Annotated in this window: 24 protein-coding genes; 16 read left to right on the forward strand and 8 right to left on the reverse strand. The window is 63.1% G+C overall.

Annotated features, from left to right (window positions below):
* Window positions 1–57: 57 nt before the first annotated feature.
* Complete coding sequence (locus NKJ26_RS15450) at window positions 58–834, reverse strand: VOC family protein (RefSeq protein WP_352696057.1); 777 nt, start codon at window positions 832–834, stop codon at window positions 58–60.
* A 263-nt stretch (window positions 835–1,097) separates the two neighbouring features.
* Here NKJ26_RS15450 and NKJ26_RS15455 point away from each other — a divergent pair, with 263 nt between their 5' ends.
* From NKJ26_RS15455 to NKJ26_RS15475, 5 genes are all read left to right on the forward strand, one after another.
* Window positions 1,098–2,462 carry an NAD(P)-dependent oxidoreductase gene (locus NKJ26_RS15455; protein WP_352696058.1) on the forward strand — a complete coding sequence of 455 codons (1,365 nt, stop codon included), beginning with the start codon at window positions 1,098–1,100 and terminating at the stop codon, window positions 2,460–2,462.
* Window positions 2,463–2,464: 2 nt separating this feature from the next.
* Window positions 2,465–3,778 carry an NAD-dependent dihydropyrimidine dehydrogenase subunit PreA gene (gene preA / locus NKJ26_RS15460; protein ID WP_352696059.1) on the forward strand — a complete coding sequence of 438 codons (1,314 nt, stop codon included), beginning with the start codon at window positions 2,465–2,467 and terminating at the stop codon, window positions 3,776–3,778.
* 111 nt (window positions 3,779–3,889) lie between these two features.
* Window positions 3,890–4,408 carry an RrF2 family transcriptional regulator gene (locus tag NKJ26_RS15465; RefSeq protein WP_352696060.1) on the forward strand — a complete coding sequence of 173 codons (519 nt, stop codon included), beginning with the start codon at window positions 3,890–3,892 and terminating at the stop codon, window positions 4,406–4,408.
* 11 nt (window positions 4,409–4,419) lie between these two features.
* A complete protein-coding gene (locus NKJ26_RS15470; protein ID WP_352600781.1) occupies window positions 4,420–4,878 on the forward strand; it encodes a carboxymuconolactone decarboxylase family protein in 459 nt (152 codons plus the stop codon).
* A gap of 70 nt (window positions 4,879–4,948) precedes the next feature.
* Entirely contained in the window at window positions 4,949–5,326 is a 378-nt protein-coding gene (locus tag NKJ26_RS15475) for a DoxX family protein (RefSeq protein ID WP_352696061.1), read from the forward strand.
* 3 nt (window positions 5,327–5,329) lie between these two features.
* Here the strand turns inward: NKJ26_RS15475 and NKJ26_RS15480 are convergent, their stop codons facing one another.
* Together NKJ26_RS15480 and NKJ26_RS15485 are read right to left on the reverse strand one after the other, a co-directional pair.
* Window positions 5,330–6,052: an SDR family oxidoreductase gene (locus tag NKJ26_RS15480; RefSeq protein ID WP_352696062.1), complete on the reverse strand. Its 723-nt coding sequence runs from the start codon at window positions 6,050–6,052 to the stop codon at window positions 5,330–5,332.
* Window positions 6,049–6,897 (reverse strand): SDR family oxidoreductase, encoded by an 849-nt coding sequence (locus NKJ26_RS15485; RefSeq protein WP_352696063.1) that lies wholly within the window; start codon window positions 6,895–6,897, stop codon window positions 6,049–6,051. Before NKJ26_RS15485 ends, NKJ26_RS15480 begins: the two co-directional genes overlap by 4 nt.
* A gap of 104 nt (window positions 6,898–7,001) precedes the next feature.
* Here NKJ26_RS15485 and NKJ26_RS15490 point away from each other — a divergent pair, with 104 nt between their 5' ends.
* Window positions 7,002–7,889 carry a helix-turn-helix transcriptional regulator gene (locus tag NKJ26_RS15490; protein WP_352696064.1) on the forward strand — a complete coding sequence of 296 codons (888 nt, stop codon included), beginning with the start codon at window positions 7,002–7,004 and terminating at the stop codon, window positions 7,887–7,889.
* A gap of 4 nt (window positions 7,890–7,893) precedes the next feature.
* On the opposite strand, the gene NKJ26_RS15495 is transcribed toward NKJ26_RS15490, so the two are convergent.
* A complete protein-coding gene (locus NKJ26_RS15495) occupies window positions 7,894–8,529 on the reverse strand; it encodes a TetR family transcriptional regulator C-terminal domain-containing protein (RefSeq protein ID WP_352696065.1) in 636 nt (211 codons plus the stop codon).
* Window positions 8,530–8,756: 227 nt separating this feature from the next.
* Here NKJ26_RS15495 and aptA point away from each other — a divergent pair, with 227 nt between their 5' ends.
* The 5 genes from aptA to NKJ26_RS15520 all read left to right on the forward strand — a co-directional run bounded on the left by aptA (window position 8,757) and on the right by NKJ26_RS15520 (window position 13,785).
* Window positions 8,757–10,085, forward strand: coding sequence for an omega-aminotransferase AptA (aptA, locus tag NKJ26_RS15500; protein WP_352696066.1), 1,329 nt, complete (start codon window positions 8,757–8,759; stop codon window positions 10,083–10,085).
* 112 nt (window positions 10,086–10,197) lie between these two features.
* A complete protein-coding gene (locus tag NKJ26_RS15505; RefSeq protein WP_352696067.1) occupies window positions 10,198–10,638 on the forward strand; it encodes an endonuclease domain-containing protein in 441 nt (146 codons plus the stop codon).
* Window positions 10,639–11,889, forward strand: a complete 1,251-nt coding sequence (locus NKJ26_RS15510; protein ID WP_352696068.1) for a Zn-dependent hydrolase — start codon at window positions 10,639–10,641, stop codon at window positions 11,887–11,889.
* A 65-nt stretch (window positions 11,890–11,954) separates the two neighbouring features.
* On the forward strand, window positions 11,955–13,406 hold the full coding sequence (gene hydA, locus NKJ26_RS15515) for a dihydropyrimidinase (protein WP_352696069.1): 1,452 nt from the start codon (window positions 11,955–11,957) through the stop codon (window positions 13,404–13,406).
* 1 nt (window position 13,407) lies between these two features.
* The gene (locus tag NKJ26_RS15520; RefSeq protein ID WP_352600799.1) at window positions 13,408–13,785 is read left to right on the forward strand and encodes a hypothetical protein; all 378 of its coding nucleotides are present in this window, start codon (window positions 13,408–13,410) and stop codon (window positions 13,783–13,785) included.
* Window positions 13,786–13,811: 26 nt separating this feature from the next.
* Here NKJ26_RS15520 and NKJ26_RS15525 read toward each other — a convergent pair whose 3' ends face one another.
* A complete protein-coding gene (locus NKJ26_RS15525) occupies window positions 13,812–14,216 on the reverse strand; it encodes a cupin domain-containing protein (protein ID WP_352600801.1) in 405 nt (134 codons plus the stop codon).
* 130 nt (window positions 14,217–14,346) lie between these two features.
* Between NKJ26_RS15525 and NKJ26_RS15530 the strand changes: the two genes are divergently transcribed.
* The 5 genes from NKJ26_RS15530 (at window position 14,347) to NKJ26_RS15550 (ending at window position 19,197) form a co-directional block, all read left to right on the forward strand.
* Window positions 14,347–15,138, forward strand: a complete 792-nt coding sequence (locus tag NKJ26_RS15530) for an ABC transporter ATP-binding protein (protein WP_352696070.1) — start codon at window positions 14,347–14,349, stop codon at window positions 15,136–15,138.
* A 375-nt stretch (window positions 15,139–15,513) separates the two neighbouring features.
* Window positions 15,514–16,392 (forward strand): ABC transporter permease, encoded by an 879-nt coding sequence (locus tag NKJ26_RS15535; protein ID WP_352696071.1) that lies wholly within the window; start codon window positions 15,514–15,516, stop codon window positions 16,390–16,392.
* Window positions 16,389–17,543 carry an ABC transporter permease gene (locus tag NKJ26_RS15540; protein WP_352696072.1) on the forward strand — a complete coding sequence of 385 codons (1,155 nt, stop codon included), beginning with the start codon at window positions 16,389–16,391 and terminating at the stop codon, window positions 17,541–17,543. The genes NKJ26_RS15535 and NKJ26_RS15540 overlap by 4 nt, the downstream gene beginning before the upstream one ends.
* A 40-nt stretch (window positions 17,544–17,583) precedes the next feature.
* The gene (locus NKJ26_RS15545) at window positions 17,584–18,555 is read left to right on the forward strand and encodes an ABC transporter substrate-binding protein (RefSeq protein WP_352696073.1); all 972 of its coding nucleotides are present in this window, start codon (window positions 17,584–17,586) and stop codon (window positions 18,553–18,555) included.
* A gap of 189 nt (window positions 18,556–18,744) precedes the next feature.
* Entirely contained in the window at window positions 18,745–19,197 is a 453-nt protein-coding gene (locus NKJ26_RS15550) for a CHRD domain-containing protein (RefSeq protein WP_352696074.1), read from the forward strand.
* Window positions 19,198–19,281: 84 nt separating this feature from the next.
* On the opposite strand, the gene NKJ26_RS15555 is transcribed toward NKJ26_RS15550, so the two are convergent.
* The 3 genes from NKJ26_RS15555 to NKJ26_RS15565 all read right to left on the reverse strand — a co-directional run bounded on the left by NKJ26_RS15555 (window position 19,282) and on the right by NKJ26_RS15565 (window position 23,151).
* Complete coding sequence (locus tag NKJ26_RS15555; protein WP_352696075.1) at window positions 19,282–20,931, reverse strand: thiamine pyrophosphate-binding protein; 1,650 nt, start codon at window positions 20,929–20,931, stop codon at window positions 19,282–19,284.
* Window positions 20,928–22,103, reverse strand: coding sequence for a CaiB/BaiF CoA transferase family protein (locus NKJ26_RS15560; protein ID WP_352696076.1), 1,176 nt, complete (start codon window positions 22,101–22,103; stop codon window positions 20,928–20,930). The genes NKJ26_RS15555 and NKJ26_RS15560 overlap by 4 nt, the downstream gene beginning before the upstream one ends.
* Before the next feature lie 115 nt (window positions 22,104–22,218).
* On the reverse strand, window positions 22,219–23,151 hold the full coding sequence (locus tag NKJ26_RS15565) for an alpha/beta fold hydrolase (protein ID WP_352696077.1): 933 nt from the start codon (window positions 23,149–23,151) through the stop codon (window positions 22,219–22,221).
* Between the last annotated feature and the right edge of the window lie 232 nt (window positions 23,152–23,383).

Raw genomic sequence — 23,383 nt, forward strand, 5'->3', positions numbered from 1 at the left:
GGACACGGCCCCCAATCTTACGATCAAAGGCCGTCCTCCTGTGCGACGTTGAACCTCTTACCGTTTGGGCGCCATCAAGGCGAAGTGGGCGCCTTGCGGATCTTGGCATTGCACGATCCAGCTGCCGCCGGGGACCTCCATCGGCCCCATCAGGATCTTGCCGCCATTGTCAGTTACGCGTTCGGCCGCCGCGTCGATGGCGGTCACGTTGAAATAAAACTGCCAGACCGGTACTGGAACCTGTTCGGGTTTGTTCATGATGCCGCCGCCGGATTCGGGGCCGGCCGCGAAGGTTTGATAGGTTCCCATCGGCCCCATGTCGAAATCGCCGGCATTGGTCCATCCGAACTGGCTGGAATAGAAATCGAACGCCGCCTTCCAGTCGGTTGTGTAGAGCTCGTGCCAGCCGATATGGCCCGGCGTGCTGGCCGGCACGGCCGGCTGGTCGGGCCCGTTCGGCTGCAGGAACATGAAGGTCGCGCCTTGCGGATCGGCGACGACGGCGAAGCGGCCGACGCCCGGAATGTCGTCGGGCTCCCGATGCACGGCCCCGCCGGCCTGCTTCAGCGATTTCGTCGCGGCATCGATATCCCTGGTATGGATATAGCCGAGCCATGCGGGCGACATGCCCATCTTGGCGGCGTCCTCGGGCATCGTCATCAGGCCGCCGACGCCACGCTCGCCGACATTCATGACGATATAGCGCGGCATGCCGGGAGCCTTGTCGAAAGGCTGCGCCGTCCAGCCGACTACTTTGGTGTAGAATGCCTCGGCGGCGTCGAGGTCTGATGTCATCAACTCGTACCAGAAGAAAGGCATTGGGGATTTTGGCATTGACGGTCTCCTCACCGGTTCATGCATCGATCGTTGTTCGATCCATCCTAGGACGATCTTCGAGACAGCAATCCGACAATCGGCGCGGAGTGTGACGAGAACAGGACGTGGCCGCGCTATGGTCAATCCGTTGTCTGTCGTTAAGTTGAGCGAAAAGATCATATTTTTATCAAGGGTTTTCAAAGCTACCCGGAAAATTGACCAATTGATAAAAAAACAAGATGTGCTAGCCTTCCCCAAAATGAAAACATGGGGAACTGACGATGCCAGAAAGCCAGTATAGGGAAGGCATTGCCGGCGGCCGGCTCCCGGCAGACCAGTATGCGGACAATTTTTCCGACCTGCACCCGCCGCTCGATCATCACGAGGCGCTGGTCGAGTCCGACCGCTGCTATTTCTGCTACGACGCGCCGTGCATGAACGCATGCCCGACCTCGATCGATATCCCGCTATTCATCCGCCAGATATCGACCGGCAATCCGATCGGCTCGGCCAAGACCATCTTCGACCAGAACATCCTTGGCGGCATGTGCGCCCGCGTCTGCCCGACCGAGACCCTGTGCGAGGAGGTGTGCGTGCGCGAGGTGGCTGAGGGCAAGCCGGTGCAGATCGGCCGCCTGCAGCGCTACGCCACCGACGCCGCCATGGCCGAGAACAAGCAATTTTATCCCCGCGCCACGCCGACCGGCAAAACCGTCGCCGTGGTTGGCGCCGGACCGGCCGGCCTTGCCGCCGCGCACCGGCTCGCCCGCCACGGCCATGACGTCACCATCCTGGAAGCGCGTCCGAAGGCCGGCGGTCTCAACGAATACGGCATCGCCGCCTACAAGAGCGTCGACAATTTCGCCCAGGCCGAGGTCGATTATGTCACCTCGATTGGCGGCATCGACATCCAGGACGGCAGGGCGCTTGGCCGCGACTTTCAACTGTCGGACCTGATCCGGAACTATGATGCGGTGTTTCTCGGTATGGGGTTGGGCGGCGTCAACGCGCTACGCGCCGATGGCGAGGACGCAGCCGGCGTTACCAATGCGGTGGAGTTCATTGCCGAACTGCGCCAGGCCAGTGATCTTTCGAGTTTGCCGGTTGGCCGCCGCGTCGTCGTTATCGGCGGCGGCATGACGGCGATCGACGCGGCCGTGCAGTCGAAGCTGCTTGGTGCCGAGGAGGTGACGATCTGCTACCGGCGCGGCCGGGAGCACATGAACGCCTCCGGGTTCGAGCAGGATCTGGCCGCGGCAAACGGCGTGACCATCCGCCATTGGCTTCAGCCGAAGCGTGTGATTGCCGAAGCCGGCAAGGTGTCGGCCATCGAACTGGAATACACCGCACTCGACGGCGACAAGCTCGCCGGCACCGGCGAGACGCTGACGCTTGTCGCCGACCAGGTGTTCAAGGCGATCGGCCAGAGCTTTGTCCCGGCCGCGCTCAACGGCAGCGGGGCATCGATCGACCTCGAAGGCGGTCGCATCAAGGTTGACGGGGAAGGACGCACCTCGCTGGCGAAAGTCTGGGCCGGCGGCGATTGCATCTTCGGCGGCGACGACTTGACGGTTTCGGCCGTTGCGCAAGGCCGCGACGCGGCGGAGAGCATCAATCGGGCGCTGACCTCGAACGGGAGGGCATGAGCATGGCAGATATCAGAAACAATTTCGTCGGCATCAAATCGCCAAATCCGTTCTGGCTGGCCTCGGCGCCGCCGACCGACAAGGCCTACAACGTCGTGCGCGCCTTCAGGGCCGGCTGGGGCGGCGTGGTGTGGAAGACGCTGGGCGAGGAAGGCCCTCCGGTGGTCAACGTCAACGGCCCGCGCTATGGCGCGATCTGGGGCGCCGACCGCCGCCTGCTCGGCCTCAACAACATCGAGCTGATCACCGACCGCGACCTGCAGGTCAATCTGCGCGAGATCAAGCAGGTCAAGAAGGACTGGCCCGACCGCGCCATCGTCGTCTCGCTGATGGTGCCCTGCGTCGAGGAGGCCTGGAAAGCGATCCTGCCGGTGGTCGAGGAGACGGAGGCCGACGGCATCGAGCTCAATTTCGGCTGCCCGCACGGCATGTCGGAGCGCGGCATGGGTGCCGCTGTCGGCCAGGTGCCGGAATATATCGAAATGGTGGTGCGCTGGTGCAAGCAGAACACCCGCATGCCTGTCATCACCAAGCTGACGCCGAACATCACCGATGTGCGCAAGCCGGCGCGGGCAGCGCATGCCGGCGGCACCGACGCGGTGTCGCTGATCAACACAATCAACTCGATCACCGGCGTCGATCTGGACAGTTTCGCGCCGATGCCGACCATCGACGGCAAGGGTTCGCATGGCGGCTATTGCGGCCCAGCGGTGAAGCCGATCGCCATGAACATGGTGGCCGAGATTGCCCGTGATCCCGAAACGCGGGGGCTGCCGATTTCCGGTATTGGCGGTATCACCACCTGGCGGGATGCGGCCGAATTCATGGCGCTCGGCGCCGGCAACGTGCAGGTGTGCACGGCGGCGATGACCTATGGCTTCAAGATCGTGCAGGAGATGATCGCCGGCCTGGAAAACTGGATGGACGAGAAGGGCCATGCCTCGCTCGACGACATCGTCGGCCGTGCCACGCCCAACGTCACCGACTGGCAATATCTCAACCTCAACTATATCGCCAAGGCGCATATCGACCAGGACGCCTGCATCAAGTGCGGCCGCTGCCACATCGCCTGCGAGGACACCTCGCACCAGGCGATCACCAGCATGGTCGACGGCGTCAGGCACTTCGAGGTGATCGAGGCCGAATGCGTTGGCTGCAATCTGTGCGTCAACGTCTGCCCGGTCGAGAACTGCATCACCATGGAGCCGCTGGCGGCCGGCGTCATGGACCAGCGCACCGGCAAGCCGGTGTCGCCGATCTACGCCAATTGGACGACGCACCCGAACAACCCGATGGCCAAGGTGGCGGCGGAATAGGGGCGCGCCTATCGACGAAAAAAGCGGCGCCTTCGGGCGTCGTTCTTTTTTGCCTATTGCAGATAAGAATTATCCAGGATACATAACATCCATGAATTAGGAACCGGTACCATGAAACTGGGCGATGGCGTCGAAGCGGCCATCCATTGCGCGGCCACGCTGGCAAGCGTCGATGGCGACAGCACCATGCCGGGCGCTGCGCTGGCGGAGGCGTTCGGCCTGTCGCCGAGCTATCTCCTGAAGCATCTCAACATGCTGACGGTGGCACGCATCCTGGAATCGGTGCCTGGGCCGGCGGGCGGTTACCGGCTGGCGAAGCCGGCCGAACGCATCACGCTGCTGGACATCGTGCTCGCGGTCGAAGGGCGCGAGCCGGCTTTCCGCTGTGGCGAGATCCGCCAGCGCGGCCCGACGAAACTCGCTGCGTCGGCCTATGTCAGGCCGTGCGGCATCAATGCGGCGATGCTGAAGGCGGAGCGCGCTTATCGCGCGGCGCTGGCCGAGGTCAGGCTGTCCGATATCGTGGCGGACTTCGTGAAAGGCGCCGATCCGCGGTCCGTCGCGGCAAGCTGCGCTTTCACCGAGCGCCACCAGCGGCGGCAGAAATCCAGTTCAACCAAGCAAGCGTGAAAGGAAAAACGATGAAACAGAGGCTCCAGTTCTTCGCCAAGGCACCCGAGATCATGAAAGCGGTGTCGGCGCTCAACAAGGCAGTCGACGAATGCGGGCTCGAGGTAAGCCTGCTGCACCTGATCAAGCTCAGGGCCTCGCAGATCAACGGCTGCTCCTTCTGCGTCGAAATGCACAGCCGCGAGGCGAGGCGCGACGGCGAGACCGAGCAGCGTCTCTATCTGGTGTCGGCCTGGAAGGAATCGCCTCTGTTTTCCGAGCGCGAGCGCGCCGCCCTGGCCTGGACCGAAGCGGTGACCAAGATCGCCGACAACGGTGTCTCGGACGAACTCTATGCCCGCACGCTCGAGCATTTCTCGGAGGAGGAATTGGTCAAGCTGTCCGTGGCGCTCGGCATGATCAACACTTGGAACCGGCTTTGCATCCCCTTCCAGGCCATTCATCCGATGTCGACGGCCAAGGCCGCCTGATTGATCGGTCGCGATGGGAGCGCCGCCGAGGGAGGCGGCGCTCCCATTATTTTCAAAGGGAGAGCGTTTGATGCCTGCGGATTTGCCCACTGCCTTGTCGTTTCTCGGCCGCCTGTTGCTCGGTGGCGGTTTTGTCTTCGCCGGCCTGCGCAATATCCAGAACGCGGCCTTCCTGACTGGGCTGATAGCCGCGCGCGGTGTGCCGCAGGCGCGGCTGGCATTGTGGGCCGGCATCGTGGTCCAGATCATTGCCGGTATGCTGGTGATCGCAGGCCTGTGGACCGCGATCGCTGCGGCAGTGCTGGTGCTGTTCCTGATCGTCGCCACGCCGATGTTTCACAATTTCTGGGACCATCAGGGACAGGAGCGTGCGTCGCGTATCAATGGTTTTGTTGGCAATGTAGCACTGAGCGGTGGCTTTCTGACGCTGATCGCCCAGTCGCTCTGAAGGCTACGCCGCAAACCGCAGGCCGCCGTCGCAGGTCAGGACCTGGCCGGTCATGAAGCCGTTGGAGACGAGAAAGGCTATTGCCGAGGCGACGTCCTCGGCGCGGCCGATGCGGCCGACCGGCGTCTTGCCGGCATATTCCGCGAAGACAGCCTGCCTTTGCTCGTCCGGCAAAAAATCCCACCAGGGCGTGTCGATGACACCAGGCGCGACGACGTTGACGCGCAACGGCTTCAGTTCGACAGCCAGGATCGGCGCCACGGTCAACAGCATGCCGTTGATGGCGGCGATGCCGGTGACGCCCGGCATCGCAAGCTGAGCCGAGACCGCGGAGATGAAGGTGGCCGAGCCGCATTTGTTGAACGTCGGCAAGGCGGCCTGCAGGCAGGACAGTTGCGGCCGCACCTTCTCGTCGACGCCGCTGCCGATGTCGGCAAGGTCGAGAGTCTCGAACGGGCCAAGGCCCTTGCCGCCGCTCGCCGCCAGAACCAGGTGATCGAATGGGCCGAGGCGCTCGAAGAACCGGCGGACCTCGTCCGGCTTGCCGGCATCGAACGCAGCCTTTTCGGCGGCGCCGCCAAGGCTCTTCCAGGCGCTGGTGAGCTTGTCCTGGTTTCGCCCGGTGATGGTCACCTTCATGCCTGGGCCAAGCAGCTTGCGCGCTGTCGCCAGGCCGATGCCGGACGAGCCGCCGATGACGACTGTGTGTTCGATCTTGTCAGTCATGAATGTTCTTCCTTCGATGTTGACGGGTTCGATATTGCGTTGCCGACGAGATCGAGGCTCAAGGCTCGCAATTGCTGTCTTGCGTTGGCGTCGTAGGCTTGAGCGTCGGCGCGGGATTCACGCAGGCCGTCGAAATAGAGGCCGCTGCGTCCTTCAAGATCAGGCGAGGTGGCGAGGTTGAGGATGGCGTCGGCGCCGGTCTCGACCGAACTCCAAGGCGTCACACCTGCCTGCCGGACCATGGTCGTGTTCATGTAGCTCGCCGGATGCAAGGCGTTGACGGTGACGCCGCTGCCTTTCAGCTGTTCAGCCAGATCAACGGCGAACAGGATCTGCGCCAGCTTGCTTTGGCAGTAGGCGCGCACGCCGTCATAGGAACGGGTCAGCATGACGTCGCTGAAGTCGATCGCCTGCTGGCCGGCCGATGCGACATTGACGATGCGCGCCGGAGCGCTGGACTTCAGCAACGGCAGAAGCTCCGACGTCAGCAGAAAACCGGCGAGGTAATTGACCGCGAAGCGCAGTTCGTAACCGTCGGCGCTGACCTGTCTCTTGGTGCCTGCCGTGCCGATGCCGGCATTGTTGATGAGGATGTCGAGCCGGTCCGTCCTGGCGCGCACGGTCTCGGCGAGGCGGCGCACCTCCGCCAGCGAGGCGAGGTCGGCGGCCAGAAAATCGGCTTTGCCGCCGGCGGCTTCGATCTCCGTGACGGTGGCCTTGCCGCGCGCCGCGTCGCGTCCGTGCACCAGGACACGGGCGCCAGCGGCGCCGAGCCTTTGCGCGACGACGCGGCCGACGCCGTCGGTCGAGCCGGTGATGAGGATTGTCTTGTCTTTCAGATCCATGTTCGGAGCCTCCATTTTCGTCGCTCCGAACGAAAAATGGGACAGCGGACGCGCGCCAAACAGTTCTAACTTTATCCTGGTATCAATACTGCTATAATCGAGCCATGGATTCCCAGCCTCGTTCTGCCCCCGCTCACTCCGCCGACGACAGCCGCAAGCGCGAGCTCGGTGCCTTCCTGCGCTCGCGCCGCGAGAGATTGACGCCTTCGGCGACGGGCATCGCCACCGGATTGCGGCGGCGCACGCCGGGGCTTCGGCGCGAGGAAGTGGCGATGATCGCCGGCGTCGGCACGACCTGGTACACCTGGCTGGAACAGGGCAGGGACGTGCGACCCTCGGTTGAAGTTCTGACTGCACTCGGCGAGGCGCTGCGTCTCGATGCCGCCGAAAAGCAGCACCTTTTCACTCTCGCAGGCCGCCAGCAGCCGGAGCGTCGTGCCGTGACGCCGGAAAAGGTCGACGGCCCGTTGCTGCACATGCTGCAAAGCCTCGTCCTGCAGCCGGCCTATGTGATCGGCCGGCGTTGGGATGTGCTGGCCTGGAACCCGGCGGCCGTGGCGGTGTTCGGCGACTATGGTTTGCTTGAGGGGGACGCCCGCAACATCGTCCACATGGTATTCACCAATCCGCACCACCGGCGCCTGCTGGTCGACTGGGAACAATTGGCGCGCACCGTGCTTGCCTCGTTCCGGGCCGAGAGCGCCAGATATGTCGGCGATCCGGATTTTGAGCGGTTGATCGATCTGATGACGCGTTCGAGCCCGGAATTCCGGGATTGGTGGCCGCAGCGCGATGTCGCACGCCGATTGTCGGGGGTGAAGCATGTCAGGCACCCTAGCGCCGGCGCCATGACATTCGAGCATATGAGCTTTTCGATCGACGACGGCTCGGACATGAAGCTGATCGTCTACACGCCGCTCACCGAACAGAACTCGGTCGCCAAGCTACAGACATTGCTGGACGCGCTGCCGGCCGAACGGCGCAGCGCCTGACGGGTCAGCTCTTCGGCTTCAGCCCGTCGAGGAACAATTGCTCCAGGAAGCGGGCGGCGTCCTCGAAACGGCCGTCGCCGCCGCGGTTCGGTCCCAGCACGGCACGGACCTGGACGTCGAAATCGGCATAGTGCTGCGTCGTCGCCCAGATCGAGAAGATCAGGTGCCAGGGATCGGTGCGGGCGATCTTGCCGGCACGCATCCAGCCCTTGATGACGGCGGCTTTCTCGTCGACCAGTGTCTTCAACTCGCCCGCCAGCAGCGGCATGATGCGTGGCGCGCCTTGCAGGATCTCGTTGGCGAACAGCCGGCTTTCGCGTGGAAAATCGCGCGCCATCTCAAGCTTGCGCCTGATATAGCTCCTGAGCTCGGTCATGGGATCGCCGATGTCGTCGAGTTCGCGCAGCGGCGCCAGCCAGGTGTCGAGCAGGCGTTGCATCAACGTCTCGTGAATGTCCTCCTTGCGGCGGAAGTAATAGAGCAGGTTCGGCTTCGACATGCCGGCGGCTTCGGCGATCTGGTCTATGGTCGACCCGCGAAAACCATGGGTGGAGAACACTTCGAGCGCGGCCTCCAGGATGAGCTCGCGCTTTTCCTGCTGGATGCGGGTTCGGCGAGGGGCCTCCGTGCCGGTGTTCACCGTGGCGGGCCCTCGCGTTTATGGTCATCTGGACCAATTCTCTGGACCAGTTTTTCCCTAGCCTGTGGAACGCACTTCAGGTGCCGCATTTCCGCTAGTAATCCCTTGACCGCCGACAGGGCGGTGCTAACGTTTGTCCAATCGGTCAAAAATTTGCGTAGCACGAAAGCGCGGCAAAGACCAAGCGTTGGACGCACCGAAACAGGTTACAAGGGGAAGTCTTGGTCATGTCCAACCGGCTGAAAGTCACGCCGAACGATCTCAGCGCATTCTGGATGCCGTTCACGGCAAACCGGCAGTTCAAGCAGGCGCCGCGCATGTTCGTGGCCGCCAAGGACATGCATTACACCACCAGCGATGGCCGCAAAGTGCTGGACGGCACTGCCGGTCTCTGGTGCGTCAATGCCGGCCATTGCCGGCCCAAGATCACCGAGGCAATCCAGCAGCAGGCCGCCGAGCTCGACTACGCTCCGGCCTTCCAGATGGGGCATCCGATCGTGTTTGAACTGGCCAACCGGCTGGTCGACGTCGCGCCCAAGGGCATGGACCACGTGTTCTTCACCAATTCCGGTTCGGAATCGGTCGAGACCGCGTTGAAGATGGCGATCGCCTATCACCGCGTGAGGGGCGAGGGCTCACGCACCCGTCTCATCGGCCGCGAGCGCGGCTATCACGGTGTCAATTTCGGCGGCATCTCGGTCGGCGGTATCGTCACCAACCGCAAGATGTTCGGCACGCTGCTCGGTGGCGTCGATCACATGCCGCACACGCATTTGCCGGAGAAGAACGCCTTCTCCAAGGGCGTGCCGGAACATGGCGCGGAGCTCGCCAACGAACTGGAGCGCATCGTCGCCCTGCATGACGCCTCGACCATTGCCGCGGTCATCGTCGAGCCGGTCGCCGGTTCCACCGGCGTCATCCTGCCACCGAAAGGCTATCTGCAGAAGCTGCGCGAAATCTGCACCAAGCACGGCATCCTTCTGATCTTCGACGAGGTCATCACTGGTTTCGGCCGTCTCGGCGCGCCGTTCGCGGCCGACTATTTCGGCGTCACGCCCGACATCATGACCACCGCCAAGGGCGTCTCCAACGGCGTCATCCCGATGGGCGCGGTGTTCGTGAAGAAGGAGATCCACGACGCCTTCATGACCGGCCCCGAGCACATGATCGAGTTCTTCCACGGCTACACCTATTCGGGCAATCCGATCGCCTGCGCGGCAGCCTTGGGTACGCTCGACACCTACAAGGAAGAGGGCCTGCTTACCCGTGGCGAGGAGCTGGCGCCCTATTGGGAAGATGCGCTGCATTCGCTGAAGGGCGAGCCGCATGTCATCGATATCAGGAACATCGGCCTGATCGGCGCGATTGAGCTGGCGCCGATCGCCGGGCAGCCGACCAAGCGTGCCTTCTCGGCCTTCGTCAAGGCGTTCGAGCGCGGCGCGCTTATCCGCACCACCGGCGACATCATCGCGCTGTCGCCGCCGCTGATCATCACCAAGGGCCAGATCAACGAACTGATCGACCATGTGCGGGATGTGCTGAGGTCGATCGATTGAATATCTGGGCGCGGATATCCCTCCCCCTCGAGGGGAGGGTGGCCGCGAAGCGGCCGGGTGGGGTCGGTGCGACGGGGCGCCGGCCTGATCTTTTGCCGCGAGGTTGCTGCTGATGCCCCGTACCCGCGTGAGTTTCGAAATGCGCCAGAAGGCGCGCGCGCTTCGAATTCACGCGACCAAGGGCGAATCCCTGCTGTGGTATGAATTGCGCGAGCTGAAGTCGGCTGGCATCAAGTTCCGCCGGCAGTGTCCGATCGGCCCCTACATCGTCGATTTTTCTCGCCTCGCCGTGAAGCTGGTGGTGGAGGTGGATGGCGATCTGCATGAACACGAGAACGGCAAACATCACGATGCCGTCCGCGATGCCTATCTGCGATCGCTCGGGTTCGATATCTTCCGTGTTGACGAGCCCGATGTCATAAACAACGCGTGGCATGTCGCGCAGGTGGTCAAGGAGAAGGTGGAGCGTATGTTCGGCGACCCCACCCGACCGCTTCGCGGCCACCCTCCCCTCGAGGGGGAGGGGGACGCCCCGCAATCGATGAGGTTTTGAATGGCCGCACCCGGCGAGAATCTGCGAATCAATTCAGACCGTTTGTGGGATTCGCTGATGGAAATGGCGAAGATCGGTCCCGGCATTGCCGGTGGCAACAATCGTCAGACCGTGACCGACGAGGACGGCGAAGGCCGGCAGCTGTTCAAGCGCTGGTGCGATGCGGCCGGGCTCGAAATGGGCATCGACGAAATGGGCACCATGTTTGCCCGCCGCGAAGGCGCGGATCCCAGCCTGCCGCCGGTCTATGTCGGCAGCCATCTCGATACCCAGCCGACCGGCGGCAAATATGACGGCGTGCTTGGCGTGCTGGGCGGTCTGGAGATCGTGCGCTCGCTCAACGAACTCGGCATCAAGACAAAACATCCGATCGTCGTCACCAACTGGACGAACGAGGAAGGCGCGCGCTTCGCGCCGGCGATGATGGCATCCGGCGTTTTCGCCGGCGTGCTCGATCAGGCCGACGTTTACGAGCACACCGACAAGAATGGCAAGAAGTTCGGCGAGGAGCTTGAGCGCATCGGCTGGAAGGGCACCGAGAAGGTCGGCGATCGCAAGATCCACGCTTTCTTCGAACTGCACATCGAGCAGGGCCCGATCCTCGAGGACGAGGGCATCGACATCGGCGTCGTCACCCACGGTCAGGGGCTGAAATGGCTGCAGGTGACGCTGACCGGCAAGGAGGCGCATACCGGCTCGACACCGATGCCCAAACGCCGCAATGCGGGGCTCGGCATGGCGCGGGTGACGGAGCTGGTGCACGAGATCGCCATGGACTACCAGCCCGATGCCGTCGGCGCGGTCGGCCATATGGAGGTCTATCCCAACTCACGCAACATCATTGCCGGTCGTACCGTTTTCACCATCGACATCCGCTCGCCGGAGAAGGAAGTACTGGATGCGATGGACGGCCGCATCCGTGAAGGCATCGACACGATCTGCGATGCGCTCGACATCAAATACGAGATCGAACAGGTCGGGCATTTCGACCCGGTCACCTTCGACGAGGGCTGCGTCAAGGCGATCCGCGATGCCGCCGACCGGCTCGGCTATTCGCACCGCAACATCGTCTCCGGCGCCGGCCACGACGCCTGCTGGATCAACCGCGTCGCGCCGACCGCGATGGTGATGTGCCCTTGCGTGGATGGGTTGAGCCATAACGAGGCCGAGGAGATCACCAAGGAATGGGCGGCGGCCGGCGCCGACGTGCTGTTCCACGCGGTGGTGGAGACCGCCGTCATCGTGGAGTGAGCTCAAGATCTGAATTCCGAACGGCGCTCGCAAAGAAGCGCGAAGAGAACAAAGGGAACAACAAAATGACCAAAGTCATCAAGAACGGCACCGTCGTTACCGCCGACCGGACGTGGAAGGCCGACGTGCTGATGCAGCATGGCAAGATTGTCGCCATCGGCTCGAACCTTCACGGCGATCACGAGTTCGACGCCACCGGCTGCTACGTCATGCCGGGCGGTATCGATCCGCATACCCATCTCGAAATGCCGTTCATGGGCACCTACTCTGCCGATGATTTCGAATCCGGCACGCGCGCCGCCCTTGCCGGCGGCACCACGATGGTGGTCGATTTCTGCCTGCCGGCGCCGCAGCAGTCGCTGCTCGAAGCGTTGCAGATGTGGGACAACAAGACCTCGAAGGCGTCCTGCGATTATTCCTTCCACATGGCGATCACCTGGTGGGGCAAGCAGGTGTTCGACGAGATGGCGACAGTCGTCGACAAGGGCATCACCTCGTTCAAGCACTTCATGGCCTACAAGGGTGCGCTGATGGTCGACGACGACGAGATGTATGCCTCGTTCCAGCGCTGCGCCGACCTTGGCGCGCTGCCGCTGGTCCATGCCGAGAATGGGGATGTCGTCGCAGCGCTTTCACAGAAGCTGCTTGCCGCCGGCAACAACGGCCCCGAAGGCCATGCCTATTCGCGACCGCCGGAAGTGGAAGGCGAGGCGACCAACCGCGCGATCATGATCGCCGACATGGCCGGCGTGCCGCTCTATGTCGTGCACGTCTCCTGCGAGCAGAGCCACGAGGCGATCCGGAGGGCGCGCCAGAAGGGCATGCGGGTGTTCGGCGAGCCGTTGATCCAGCACCTGACGCTGGATGAGAGCGAGTATTTCGACAAGGACTGGGACCATGCGGCGCGACGCGTCATGAGCCCTCCATTCCGCAACAAATTGCACCAGGATTCGCTGTGGGCCGGCTTGCAGGCGGGATCGCTGCAGGTGGTGGCGACCGACCATTGCGCCTTCACCACCAAGCAGAAACGGAACGGCGTAGGCGATTTCACCAAGATTCCCAACGGCACGGGAGGGCTCGAAGACCGCATGCCGGTGCTGTGGACCACGGGCGTCAACACCGGCCGGCTGACGATGAACGAGTTCGTCGCGGTGACCTCGACCAACATCGCCAAGATCCTCAACATGTATCCGAGGAAGGGCGCCATCGTCGAAGGCGCGGATGCCGACATCGTCGTCTGGGATCCGAAGCGCAAGAAAACGATTTCCTCGCAAAAGCAGCAGTCGGTGATCGACTACAATGTCTTCGAGGGGTTCGAGGTCAGCGGCCTGCCGCGTTTCGTCTTCTCGCGCGGCGAACTGTCGATCGAGGAAGCCGAGGTCAAGGCCAAGCCGGGGCACGGCGAATTCATCGGCCGTCAGCCGAACGCGGCGGTCAACCGGGCATTGTCGACCTGGAAAGAGATCAGCGCGCCGCGCAAGGTCGAGCGGACGGGCATTCCGGCGACAGGGGTTTGACATGCGCGCTGTTCATCTTGCGGTATCCGCTGCGATTCTTCTGGCTGCCGGCCAGGCCTCGGCGGCAGGGATCGACCTGTCGAAACCCTATGGCAACAAGTCGGGCTGCATCAACAAGAATGGCCAGCAAGTCTATGCCGAGGACATGCTGCTCCTGACCGACACCGATTTCATCACGATCGCCAGCGCCTGCACCTTCACAGATAAACATAAGGAGGCGGACGGTTCGCTGACCGTCAAGGCAGAGTGCGAGGCGGAAGGCGAAGACGGAAAGTCGCCGATCCAGTTCACCATCAAGCGCAGCCCGAAGAACGCCAAGAAGCTGGTGATCGCCGACGAAGACGGCACGGTCTATGGGGAAGTGTCCCGGTGCCGATGACGGCCAGTTTCCCCAATTCGACGATCTCACGTTATCAGCGCATCCAGTTCCGGCAGAAGGACGACGCTTTCCTGTTCGTTGGGATCGGTGCGAGCGATGACGGCCGAGGAGGGGGTGCCGCTGAGATTGGCCGGCAGATGCGGCACGCCCGCCGGGATATAGAAAAGGTCGCCGGCCTTGACGACGATATGATGCTCCAGCCGATCACCATACCAGGTATGGACTTCGCCGGAGAGCACATAGATCGCCGTTTCATGGCTCTCATGCATGTGCGCCTTGGCGCGGGCGCCGGGCGGCATGGTGAGCACGTGCATGCATATGCCGGAGGAGCCGACCGACTCGGCGGCGATCCCGGCGAAATAGGTCAAACCCTGCTTGCCTTCATAAGTGCTTTCAGGGCGAATAAGATGACAGGTGGGTTTAGGCGACATCGGGGAAACTCCGGGCGTCGATCAGACGGGACAAGACCAATGGGACTGGGCGAGTGGAAAACAACAACGCGATAAAAGCAATCGGAATCCGACCAACGCCCCGGTGGCGGGAACAGGCTGGCCTCAGCCGATGACAGGGACTTCGCCAGCCGTCGTTTCGGCAAACAAACTTGGCCTCACCTTCCAGACCAATGACGGGCCGGTGCAGGCACTGTCCAATGTCGACCTGACCATCGGGAAGGGCGAGTTCGTCTCCTTCATCGGGCCGTCGGGCTGCGGCAAGACCACCTTGCTGCGCGTCATCGCCGACCTGGAGAAGCCGACCTCGGGGACGATTTCGATCAACGGCATGACAGCAGAACAGGCGCGCGAGAAACGTGCCTACGGCTACGTCTTCCAGGCCGCCGCGCTGTTTCCATGGCGCACCATCGAGCGCAATGTCGCGCTGCCGCTGGAGATCATGGGCCTGTCCAGGGCGGAGCAAGCGGAGCGCATCACGCGCACGCTCGACCTCGTCAATCTCAGCGGTTTCGAGAAGAAATATCCCTGGCAGCTGTCGGGTGGCATGCAGCAGCGCGCCTCGATCGCCCGCGCGCTGGCCTTCGACGCCGACCTTCTCTTGATGGACGAACCATTCGGTGCGCTGGACGAGATCGTGCGCGACCACCTCAACGAGCAATTGCTGCAATTGTGGGGACGCACCGACAAGACCATCTGCTTCGTCACCCATTCCATTCCCGAAGCCGTCTATCTGTCGACGCGCATCGTCGTCATGTCGCCGCGGCCGGGCCGCGTCAGCGACATCATCGAATCGACGTTGCCGAAGAAGAGGCCGCTCGACATCCGCGAGACGCCGGAGTTCCTGGCGATCGCCGCGCGGGTTCGTGATGGGCTCCGGGCAGGGCACAGCTATGATGATTGAGGTGGGGCAGCACTTCGCGGCAGCGCCCCGAAAGGCGCCTCCACCTCACGAAGGCGCGGCAACCCACGCCTTCGTCATCCTAGGGCGGAGCAGCCGCGAAGCGGCGTACGCAGACCCTAGGATCCATGCCGTGACGCCTGACGCAAGGCGCAAGCGGTCGAGAATATTCGGCAAGCCAAGCGGCGCGGAAGGAGCCATATTCCGAACGGTCGCGGAGCGGAGAGGCAACGGCATGGATCCTAGGGTCTGCGCCGCGTCGCTTCGCTCCTTGCTTCGCCCTAGGATGACGAAGGCAAAGGCGGCCGACCTCCGCTTCGCTCCGGCCACCCTCTCCCCGTTGGGGAGAGGAGGGCGCTTCACCGGCGGAGTCTGCTGATGGACAGCTTTCGCGACAAGCTCATTCCCGTGACGTCGATTCTCGCTGGCGTGGTCGTGCTCTGGTATGTTTTCTCCGTTATCCTCAACACGCCGTTCCAGCGCGATCTCGACCGTCGCGCCGGTGAAACACCTGCTTTGGGCGAATTCATCGGCAAGACGCTGTCGCAGCCGAAGCCGACATTGCCGGCGCCGCATCAGGTGGCGGTGAATTTCTTCGAGAACACGTTTCTGCGCAACGTCACCTCGAACCGCAGCCTGGTCTACAATGCCTGGGTGACGCTGTCCTCGACGCTGCTCGGCTTTGCCTTCGGCACGGCGCTGGGCATCATCATTGCGGTCGGCATCGTGCATGTGGCGACGCTCGACCGCAGCCTGATGCCGTGGATCATCGCTTCGCAGACCATTCCGATCCTGGCGGTAGCGCCGATGATCATCGTCGTGCTCGCGGCGATCGGCATCACCGGTCTGGTCCCGAAGGCGATGATCTCGACCTACCTGTCGTTCTTCCCGGTTACGGTAGGCATGGTGAAGGGGTTGCGCTCGCCCGAGATCATGCATCTCGACCTCATGCACACCTATAATGCGAGCGCTTCGCAGACCTTCTGGAAATTGCGCGTGCCGGCATCGGTGCCGTTCCTGTTCACCTCGATGAAGGTGGCGGTGGCGGCGAGCCTGGTCGGCGCCATTGTCGGCGAACTGCCGACGGGTGCGGTCGCCGGCATCGGCGCCAAGCTGCTGGCCGGCGCCTATTACAGCCAGTCCATCGACATCTGGTCGGCGCTGGTCGCCGGCTCGGTGGTGGCAGCTCTTCTGGTCATGGTGGTTGGCATTGCCGGGCGCATCGTCGATCGCGCGATGGGCGGGAGGCCGGCATGAATTGGCTGAAACCCTCCTGGCAAGCGGTGCTGGCCATCATGCTCTGCCTGGTCGCGGTGGCGTTCGGCGCGATGTCGAAGCCGGAAGCGGCAGCACTCGCGGACCCGACGACCAGCATCGATTATCCCTATCTCGGAACGAAGGGCTTGATGTTCGGCCTGGCCATGCTGGCGGCGTTGATCTCGATGACCAGGATTGCGCCTCTTGCAGAGGCCGTGGTGCTGTTCATCGGCGCCCATCTCGTCGCCTGGCTGCTGATATCGGGGATCGCGGGTTTCGAAGGCACGGCCTTGGCGCCGTATTTCCTGCTGCTCACGGCTGCCTGGCTGCTTGGATGGCGCTGCGTGGCGGTGTTGTCGGGACTTCGCGTAATGGCAAGCTGGGGGCGGACCGCACTGCGCCTGATCATCCCGGCCATCTTCGGCGCCTGGATCCTGATCATCTGGGAAGCGGTGACGCGGGGCGCCGGCATCCCCTTCATCCTGCTGCCGCCGCCAAGCGCCATCGGTGCGCGCATCGCCGCTTCGCTACCGGTGCTCGGCGCCGACGTCCGGCAGACCATCTTCAAGGCTGTTATCTTCGGCTATGTCGTCGGCAGCGGCGCCGGCTTCATCACCGCGATCCTCGCCGACCGCGTGCCGTTCCTGCGGCGTGGGCTCTTGCCGATCGGCAACATGGTCTCGGCGCTGCCGATCATCGGCGTGGCGCCGATCATGGTCATGTGGTTCGGCTTCGACTGGCAGTCCAAGGCGGCCGTCGTCATCATCATGACCTTCTTCCCGATGCTGGTGAATACGGTCGCGGGGCTTGCCGCTTCCGGCCATATGGAGCGCGACCTGATGCGCACCTATGCGTCGGGCTACTGGCCAACGCTTATCAAGCTGAGGCTGCCGGCCGCGGCGCCTTTCATCTTCAATGCGCTGAAGATCAACTCGACGCTGGCGCTGATCGGCGCGATCGTCGCCGAGTTCTTCGGTACGCCCGTCGTCGGCATGGGCTTCCGTATCTCGACCGAGGTCGGGCGGATGAACATCGACATGGTCTGGGCCGAAATCGCAGTTGCAGCACTTGCGGGTTCGGTCTTTTATGGCGTGGTCGCTCTTGTCGAAAGAGCCATCACGTTTTGGCATCCCTCTGTCCGTGGTGGATAGGGGCGGTGGGTTAAGGGCGCTAACTTCAGAGGGTAAAAATATGAAAAGACTGATTATTCCAATTCTGGCCGGCGCGATGTCGCTGGCCGCGTTCCAGGCAATGGCAGCCGACAAGGTGACGTTGCAACTGAAATGGGTCACGCAGGCCCAGTTTGCCGGCTACTATGTCGCCAAGGCCAAGGGTTTCTACGACGCCGAAGGTCTCGACGTCGACATCAAGCCGGGCGGCCCCGATATCGCGCCAGAGCAGGTGATCGCCGGCGGCGGTGCCGACGTCATCGTCGACTGGATGGGCGGCGCGCTGGCTGCCCGCGAGAAGGGCGTGCCGCTGGTCAACATCGCCCAACCGTTCAAGAAGGCCGGCATGGAACTGGTCTGCCCGAAGGATGGTCCGATCAAGACCGAAGCCGACTTCAAGGGCCATACGCTCGGCGTCTGGTTCTTTGGCAACGAGTATCCGTTCTATGCCTGGATGAACAAGCTTGGCCTCAAGACCGATGGCGGCCCGGACGGCGTCACTGTGCTCAAGCAGAGCTTTGACGTTCAGCCGCTGATCCAGAAGCAGGCCGACTGCATCTCGGTCATGACCTACAACGAGTACTGGCAGCTGATCGACGCCGGCTACAAGCCGGAACAGCTGACCGTCTTCAATTACTCGGCGATGGGCAACGACCTGCTCGAGGACGGGCTCTATGCGTCGGAAGACAAGCTCAAGGACCCGGCCTTCGAGGACAAGATGGTGCGTTTCGTGCGCGCCTCGATGAAGGGCTGGAAATACGCCATCGAGAACAATGACGAAGCGGCCGGCATCGTCATGGACGGCGGTGGCCAGGACGAGAACCACCAGAAACGCATGATGAGCGAAGTCGCCAAGCTGGTCGACAATGCCGACGGCAAGCTCGACCCGGCAACCTACGAGCGCACCGCCAAGGCGCTGCTCGACCAGAAGATCATCACCAAGGAGCCGAAAGGCGCCTACACCACCGCGATTACTGACAAGGCGGTGAAGTAGAGCGGCGCGATCCGACTTTCCGCGCGAATTCGAGAAGGGGCGGGCAACCGCCCCTTTCTTATGTGCCCTCATGCGCGGCCGGTCACAAAAACGTGTACAGGGGGATATATTCCGCCGCCCAACCGTTGGTTGAGGCATGTGCGCGCCTGGGAGGTGCGGAGCATGCGACAGCCAATCGGAGGTTCTTCAATGCCCAGACATTCCTTCCTGCCGGTGCTCTCGGCGCTGGCCATTTCGACCGCGTTCGTATTCGTATCACCGGTCATGGCCGAGACGGTGAAGTACAAGGCGACGCTCGATGGCGGCCAGCAGAGCCCATCCGTCACCACCAAGGGCAAAGGCAGCGCGACGCTGACGTTCGATACCACAAAGAAGAAACTCAGCTGGAACGTCAAATATTCCGGTCTCAGCGGGCCGGCTTCGGCGGCGCACATTCATGGTCCGGCGGCGATGGGTGCGAACGCAGACCCCGTTATTCCGTTCAAAGGCAAGCTCAAGAGCCCGATCAAGGGGTCGGCGACGCTCACCGACGCCCAGGCGGCCGACCTTGAGGCCGGCAAATATTATGTCAATGTCCACACCAAGGCGAATCCGGACGGTGAGATCCGCGGGCAGATCGAAAAGGCGGCGGCGTCGATGTAACGCGACGTCGCTCGGGGCGCGCCCGTATTAGCTTGCGAAAGCTTTGCGGGACAGCGCCTCCTCTGTCCTGCCGGACACCAACTTTCAGACCTTGTCCCTTATCTGCGTCATTGTGCGGGTTGGGGTGATCGCCTCCGGATCGAGCCTGATCTCGATGATCGCCGGCTTGCCACTGGCGCGGGCGCGCTCGAAGGCGGGCGCGAAATCCGCCGTCTTCTCGACTGTTTCGCCATGGCCGCCATAGGCGCGGGCCAACGCCGCGAAGTCCGGATTTTTCAGATCGGTCGCGACGACACGGCCGGGATATTCGCGCTCCTGGTGCATCCGGATAGTACCGTAGATGCCGTTGTTGACCACGATGACGATGATCGGCAGGTCGTACTGCACGGCGGTGGCGAATTCCTGTCCGTTCATCAGAAAGCAACCATCGCCGGCGAAGGCGACTACGGTGCGATCCGGGAACAGCTCCTTGGCGGCGACCGCCGCAGGCGTACCGTAGCCCATCGAGCCGGAGGTCGGCGCCGCCTGGGTGCCAAAGCGGCGGGAGCGGTGGAAGCGATGCACCCAGGTGGCGTAGTTGCCAGCGCCGTTGGTGAGGATGGCATCGTCGGGGAGCACCGTTTCGAGATAGGTCATGATCGGTCCCATCTGGACAGGGCCGGGGCCGGTTTCCGGCGGCGTCGACCAGTCGAGATAGGCGGCATGCAGCTTTGCCGTCTCCGCCGCCCAGCCCGGCGCTGCCGGTCCCCTCCGTCTGGCGAAGGCTTGCACGAAGGCGGCGGGCGACGCGTTGATCGCCAGCGTCGGACGGTAGACGCGGCCGAGCTCGCTGGCATCGGCGTGGACATGGACCAGCGTCTGGTCGGGGTAGGGGCTCTTCAGGAGCGTGTAATCCGAGGACGGCATCTCGCCCATGCGGCCGCCGATCAGTAGCACCAGATCGGCCTGCTTGATCGCTGTCGCCAGCTTGGGGTTAATGCCGATGCCGACATCGCCGGCATAGTTCGGGTGCAGATGATCGAACAGCATCTGGCGGCGGAAGGAGCAGCCGACCGGCAGGGACCAGGCCTCGGCGATGCGGGTGATTTCCTGAACAGCTTGGAAATCCCAACGTGTACCGCCCAGGATTGCAATCGGCCGTTTGGCGGCATTGAGCAGCGCCTCGATCCGGTCGAGTTCGGCTTCGGCGGGGCTGGTCTCGACCGAGGTGTAGGCGAGCGCGGCCGGTGCGTCGACGACACTGGTCAGCATGTCCTCGGGCAGCGAGATGACCACCGGGCCGGGGCGGCCCGATGTCGCGACCGCAAAGGCGCGGGTGACGAATTCGGGGATACGCGAGGCGTCGTCGATCTCGACCACCCATTTGGCGATGTCGCCAAAAAACCTGACATAGTCCACCTCCTGGAAGGCCTCGCGCTGCTTGGCGTGGCTGGCGACCTGGCCGATGAACAGGATGAGCGGGATCGAATCCTGCATGGCTATATGGATACCGGCCGAGGCGTTGGTGGCGCCCGGGCCACGGGTGACGAAGCAGATACCGGGCTTGCCGGTCAGGCGGCCGTGGCAGTCGGCCATCATCGCGGCGCCGCCTTCCTGGCGGCAGACGATGGTGCGGATCGTGGAATCGTGCAGCGCGTCGAGCACCGCCAGGTAGGATTCTCCGGGCACGCAATAGATCCGGTCGGTGCCATTGGCTTCGAGCGCGTCGACGATCAGTTGTCCGCCGGTCTTCATTTCCCAGACCTCTCCAGTTCGGCAAGAATTTCTTGCGTGTGCTCGCCCAGGCGCGGCGAGGGGCGCTCGTAGACGAGCGGTGTTTCAGACATCACCATCGGAGCGCGCACCGACGGCAGAAGATTGCCATGGCCATCGTCGAGGTCGAGCCGCATGCCGCGCGCGATGGTTTGCGGGTCGGCAAACATCTGGCCGATCGTGTTGATCGGGCTTGCCGGCACATTTGCCGCTTCGAGCTTGGCCAGCAGCGGATCGCGACCCCAGTCCTTCAGCGCCTCGACCACGCGTTCGCGCAGCTTGACCCGGTTGGCGACCCGGGCAGGATTGGTGGCGAAGTCGGGATTTGCGGCCAGTTCGTCCAGCCCGACGACAGCGCAGAACCTGGCGAACTGGCCGTCATTGCCAACCGCCAGAATGATGTGGCCGTCCCGGACCGGAACCACTTCGTAAGGCGCGATGTTCATATGCGCATTGCCCATCTGCACCGGCGACTTGCCGGAGACGAGATAGTTCAGGTTCTGGTTGCCGAGCGCCGAGATTTGCGTGTCGAAAAGCGCCATGTCGACGTGCTGGCCTTCGCCGGTCCGTTCGGCATGACGCAATGCAGCCTGAATGGCGATGACCGAATAGAGGCCGGTGAAAATATCCGATATGGCGACGCCGGCCTTTTGCGGCTCGCGCCCGACCTCGCCGGTGATCGACATCATGCCGGCCATGGCCTGGATGATGAAGTCGTAGCCCGCGCGTGGCGCGTACGGCCCGTCCTGGCCAAACCCGGTGATCGAACAGTAGATCAGGTGCGGATTGATCTTGCGCAGGCTCTCATAGTCGAGCCCGTATTTCCTGAGGCCGCCGAGCTTGAAATTCTCGATCAGCACATCCGAAGTCGCGACCAGCCGGCGCACGGTTTCCGCGCCCTCCGGCGTCGAGAAATCAATGGCAATCGAGCGCTTGCCGCGATTGCAGGAGTGATAATAGGCGGCCGACAGGTTCTCGCCATCCTTGCCCATGACGAAGGGCGGTCCCCATTTGCGGGTGTCGTCGCCGCCATCGGGGCTTTCGACCTTGATGACGTCGGCGCCGAGATCGGCAAGCAACTGCCCGGCCCAAGGCCCGGCAAGGATGCGGGCGAGTTCGACGACGCGGACGCCTTTCAGCGGGGGCTCAGCCATAAATCACCGTGGTTGATCGAAGCAGAGCCTCTATCAAGCCCGGCAGCGGCTGTCACGGCTCTTGCAATAGGCCAACGTGGCAGCTCGGAAGAGGATGCGCGCCGCGGTGACCGGGTCACGATTTCAGCACGCCGTCGGCCCAGGCGGCGAAATCGTCCATGATGACGTCGCGATTCACCTCGTTCAGGCTTTCGTGGCGGGTGTCGGCGTAAACCTTTGAAACCAGATTCGAAAAGCCCATTTTGCGCATGCGATCGGCAAGATGGGTGATCCCCTTGCCGTAGTCTGAGGCGGGATCCCTTTCGCCGCCGACGATGCTGACAGGAAGATCGCGCCTGATGCCGGCAAAGCCGGAATTCTTGCCGCCATTCAGCGCCATGCCGACGACGTCGCGCCACATCGACACCGAGGCGTCCCAGCCACAGAGCGGATCGGCGATGTATTTCGCTACCTCCGCCTCGTCGCGCGACAGCCAGTCGAACAGCGTGCGGTGGCCGGGTACCGCCTTGCCCCAGGCCTGGAAGGTGAGTTTAGGCAGCAGGCGAGACGGGACATCGGAGCCCAGCCGCATCCGTTCCCAGCCAAGAATACCCAAGGCCAATTGTCCGAGCAGGCCAGTTGAGAAATTGCCGTTCCAGATCGCGGCGGCATGGATGCGCGGCGAGTGGCTCAACAGGTAGTTCAATGCCACGGACGCGCCCATGGAGTGGCCGAAGAGGATGACCGGCAGGTTCGGCCGTTCGCTGGCGATGAGGTCGTGGACAGCGTCGACATCGGCGATCACCTTGGCCGGGCCGTCCTTGCCGGCGAACCTGCCGAGCGGCGCATCGGGCGCCCTGGTGGCGCCATGGCCGCGATGGTCGTGGACATAGACATGAAAGCCGCGTGCCGCGAGGAAATCGGCGAAGCGGGCATAGCGCGCGGCGTGCTCGGCCAGCCCATGATTGATCTGGACCACGGCGCGTGGGTGGCCATCGGCCTGCCTGACGAAGAGATTGAGCTCGGCGCCGGTCGGCGAGCGAACCATGCGTTGTTGGTTGAATGGCATGGCCGCTTGGTCCCCAGGCGTGTTCTGTCTTGCTTGAGCATGATCTTCCCGAAAACCGATTCCGCTTTTCGGGATCGTGCTTTACCGCAGCGGCCCTGTTTGCGCTGGTGCCGGTTTTGCGTCAATCCGCCGCGCGTCGGTCTCGCGACGATGTTTCTTGCCACAGGCCAGCAAAATATCGCAATTCTGACATGGAGACAGCTTCAGGCTGTCGGCCACTTTCTTCCAGGCG

Source organism: Mesorhizobium sp. M0152, from assembly GCF_040322415.1.
Classification (GTDB): domain Bacteria; phylum Pseudomonadota; class Alphaproteobacteria; order Rhizobiales; family Rhizobiaceae; genus Mesorhizobium.

What these genes read in the sequence shown, in the direction of transcription:
- NKJ26_RS15450 (WP_352696057.1), bottom strand. Translation starts at nt 834, where the DNA reads ATGCCAAAATCCCCAATGCCTTTCTTCTGGTACGAGTTGATGACATCA.
- NKJ26_RS15455 (WP_352696058.1), top strand. Translation starts at nt 1,098, where the DNA reads ATGCCAGAAAGCCAGTATAGGGAAGGCATTGCCGGCGGCCGGCTCCCG.
- preA (WP_352696059.1), top strand. Translation starts at nt 2,465, where the DNA reads ATGGCAGATATCAGAAACAATTTCGTCGGCATCAAATCGCCAAATCCG.
- NKJ26_RS15465 (WP_352696060.1), top strand. Translation starts at nt 3,890, where the DNA reads ATGAAACTGGGCGATGGCGTCGAAGCGGCCATCCATTGCGCGGCCACG.
- NKJ26_RS15470 (WP_352600781.1), top strand. Translation starts at nt 4,420, where the DNA reads ATGAAACAGAGGCTCCAGTTCTTCGCCAAGGCACCCGAGATCATGAAA.
- NKJ26_RS15475 (WP_352696061.1), top strand. Translation starts at nt 4,949, where the DNA reads ATGCCTGCGGATTTGCCCACTGCCTTGTCGTTTCTCGGCCGCCTGTTG.
- NKJ26_RS15480 (WP_352696062.1), bottom strand. Translation starts at nt 6,052, where the DNA reads ATGACTGACAAGATCGAACACACAGTCGTCATCGGCGGCTCGTCCGGC.
- NKJ26_RS15485 (WP_352696063.1), bottom strand. Translation starts at nt 6,897, where the DNA reads ATGGATCTGAAAGACAAGACAATCCTCATCACCGGCTCGACCGACGGC.
- NKJ26_RS15490 (WP_352696064.1), top strand. Translation starts at nt 7,002, where the DNA reads ATGGATTCCCAGCCTCGTTCTGCCCCCGCTCACTCCGCCGACGACAGC.
- aptA (WP_352696066.1), top strand. Translation starts at nt 8,757, where the DNA reads ATGTCCAACCGGCTGAAAGTCACGCCGAACGATCTCAGCGCATTCTGG.
- NKJ26_RS15505 (WP_352696067.1), top strand. Translation starts at nt 10,198, where the DNA reads ATGCCCCGTACCCGCGTGAGTTTCGAAATGCGCCAGAAGGCGCGCGCG.
- NKJ26_RS15510 (WP_352696068.1), top strand. Translation starts at nt 10,639, where the DNA reads ATGGCCGCACCCGGCGAGAATCTGCGAATCAATTCAGACCGTTTGTGG.
- hydA (WP_352696069.1), top strand. Translation starts at nt 11,955, where the DNA reads ATGACCAAAGTCATCAAGAACGGCACCGTCGTTACCGCCGACCGGACG.
- NKJ26_RS15520 (WP_352600799.1), top strand. Translation starts at nt 13,408, where the DNA reads ATGCGCGCTGTTCATCTTGCGGTATCCGCTGCGATTCTTCTGGCTGCC.
- NKJ26_RS15525 (WP_352600801.1), bottom strand. Translation starts at nt 14,216, where the DNA reads ATGTCGCCTAAACCCACCTGTCATCTTATTCGCCCTGAAAGCACTTAT.
- NKJ26_RS15530 (WP_352696070.1), top strand. Translation starts at nt 14,347, where the DNA reads ATGACAGGGACTTCGCCAGCCGTCGTTTCGGCAAACAAACTTGGCCTC.
- NKJ26_RS15535 (WP_352696071.1), top strand. Translation starts at nt 15,514, where the DNA reads ATGGACAGCTTTCGCGACAAGCTCATTCCCGTGACGTCGATTCTCGCT.
- NKJ26_RS15540 (WP_352696072.1), top strand. Translation starts at nt 16,389, where the DNA reads ATGAATTGGCTGAAACCCTCCTGGCAAGCGGTGCTGGCCATCATGCTC.
- NKJ26_RS15545 (WP_352696073.1), top strand. Translation starts at nt 17,584, where the DNA reads ATGAAAAGACTGATTATTCCAATTCTGGCCGGCGCGATGTCGCTGGCC.
- NKJ26_RS15550 (WP_352696074.1), top strand. Translation starts at nt 18,745, where the DNA reads ATGCCCAGACATTCCTTCCTGCCGGTGCTCTCGGCGCTGGCCATTTCG.
- NKJ26_RS15555 (WP_352696075.1), bottom strand. Translation starts at nt 20,931, where the DNA reads ATGAAGACCGGCGGACAACTGATCGTCGACGCGCTCGAAGCCAATGGC.
- NKJ26_RS15560 (WP_352696076.1), bottom strand. Translation starts at nt 22,103, where the DNA reads ATGGCTGAGCCCCCGCTGAAAGGCGTCCGCGTCGTCGAACTCGCCCGC.
- NKJ26_RS15565 (WP_352696077.1), bottom strand. Translation starts at nt 23,151, where the DNA reads ATGCCATTCAACCAACAACGCATGGTTCGCTCGCCGACCGGCGCCGAG.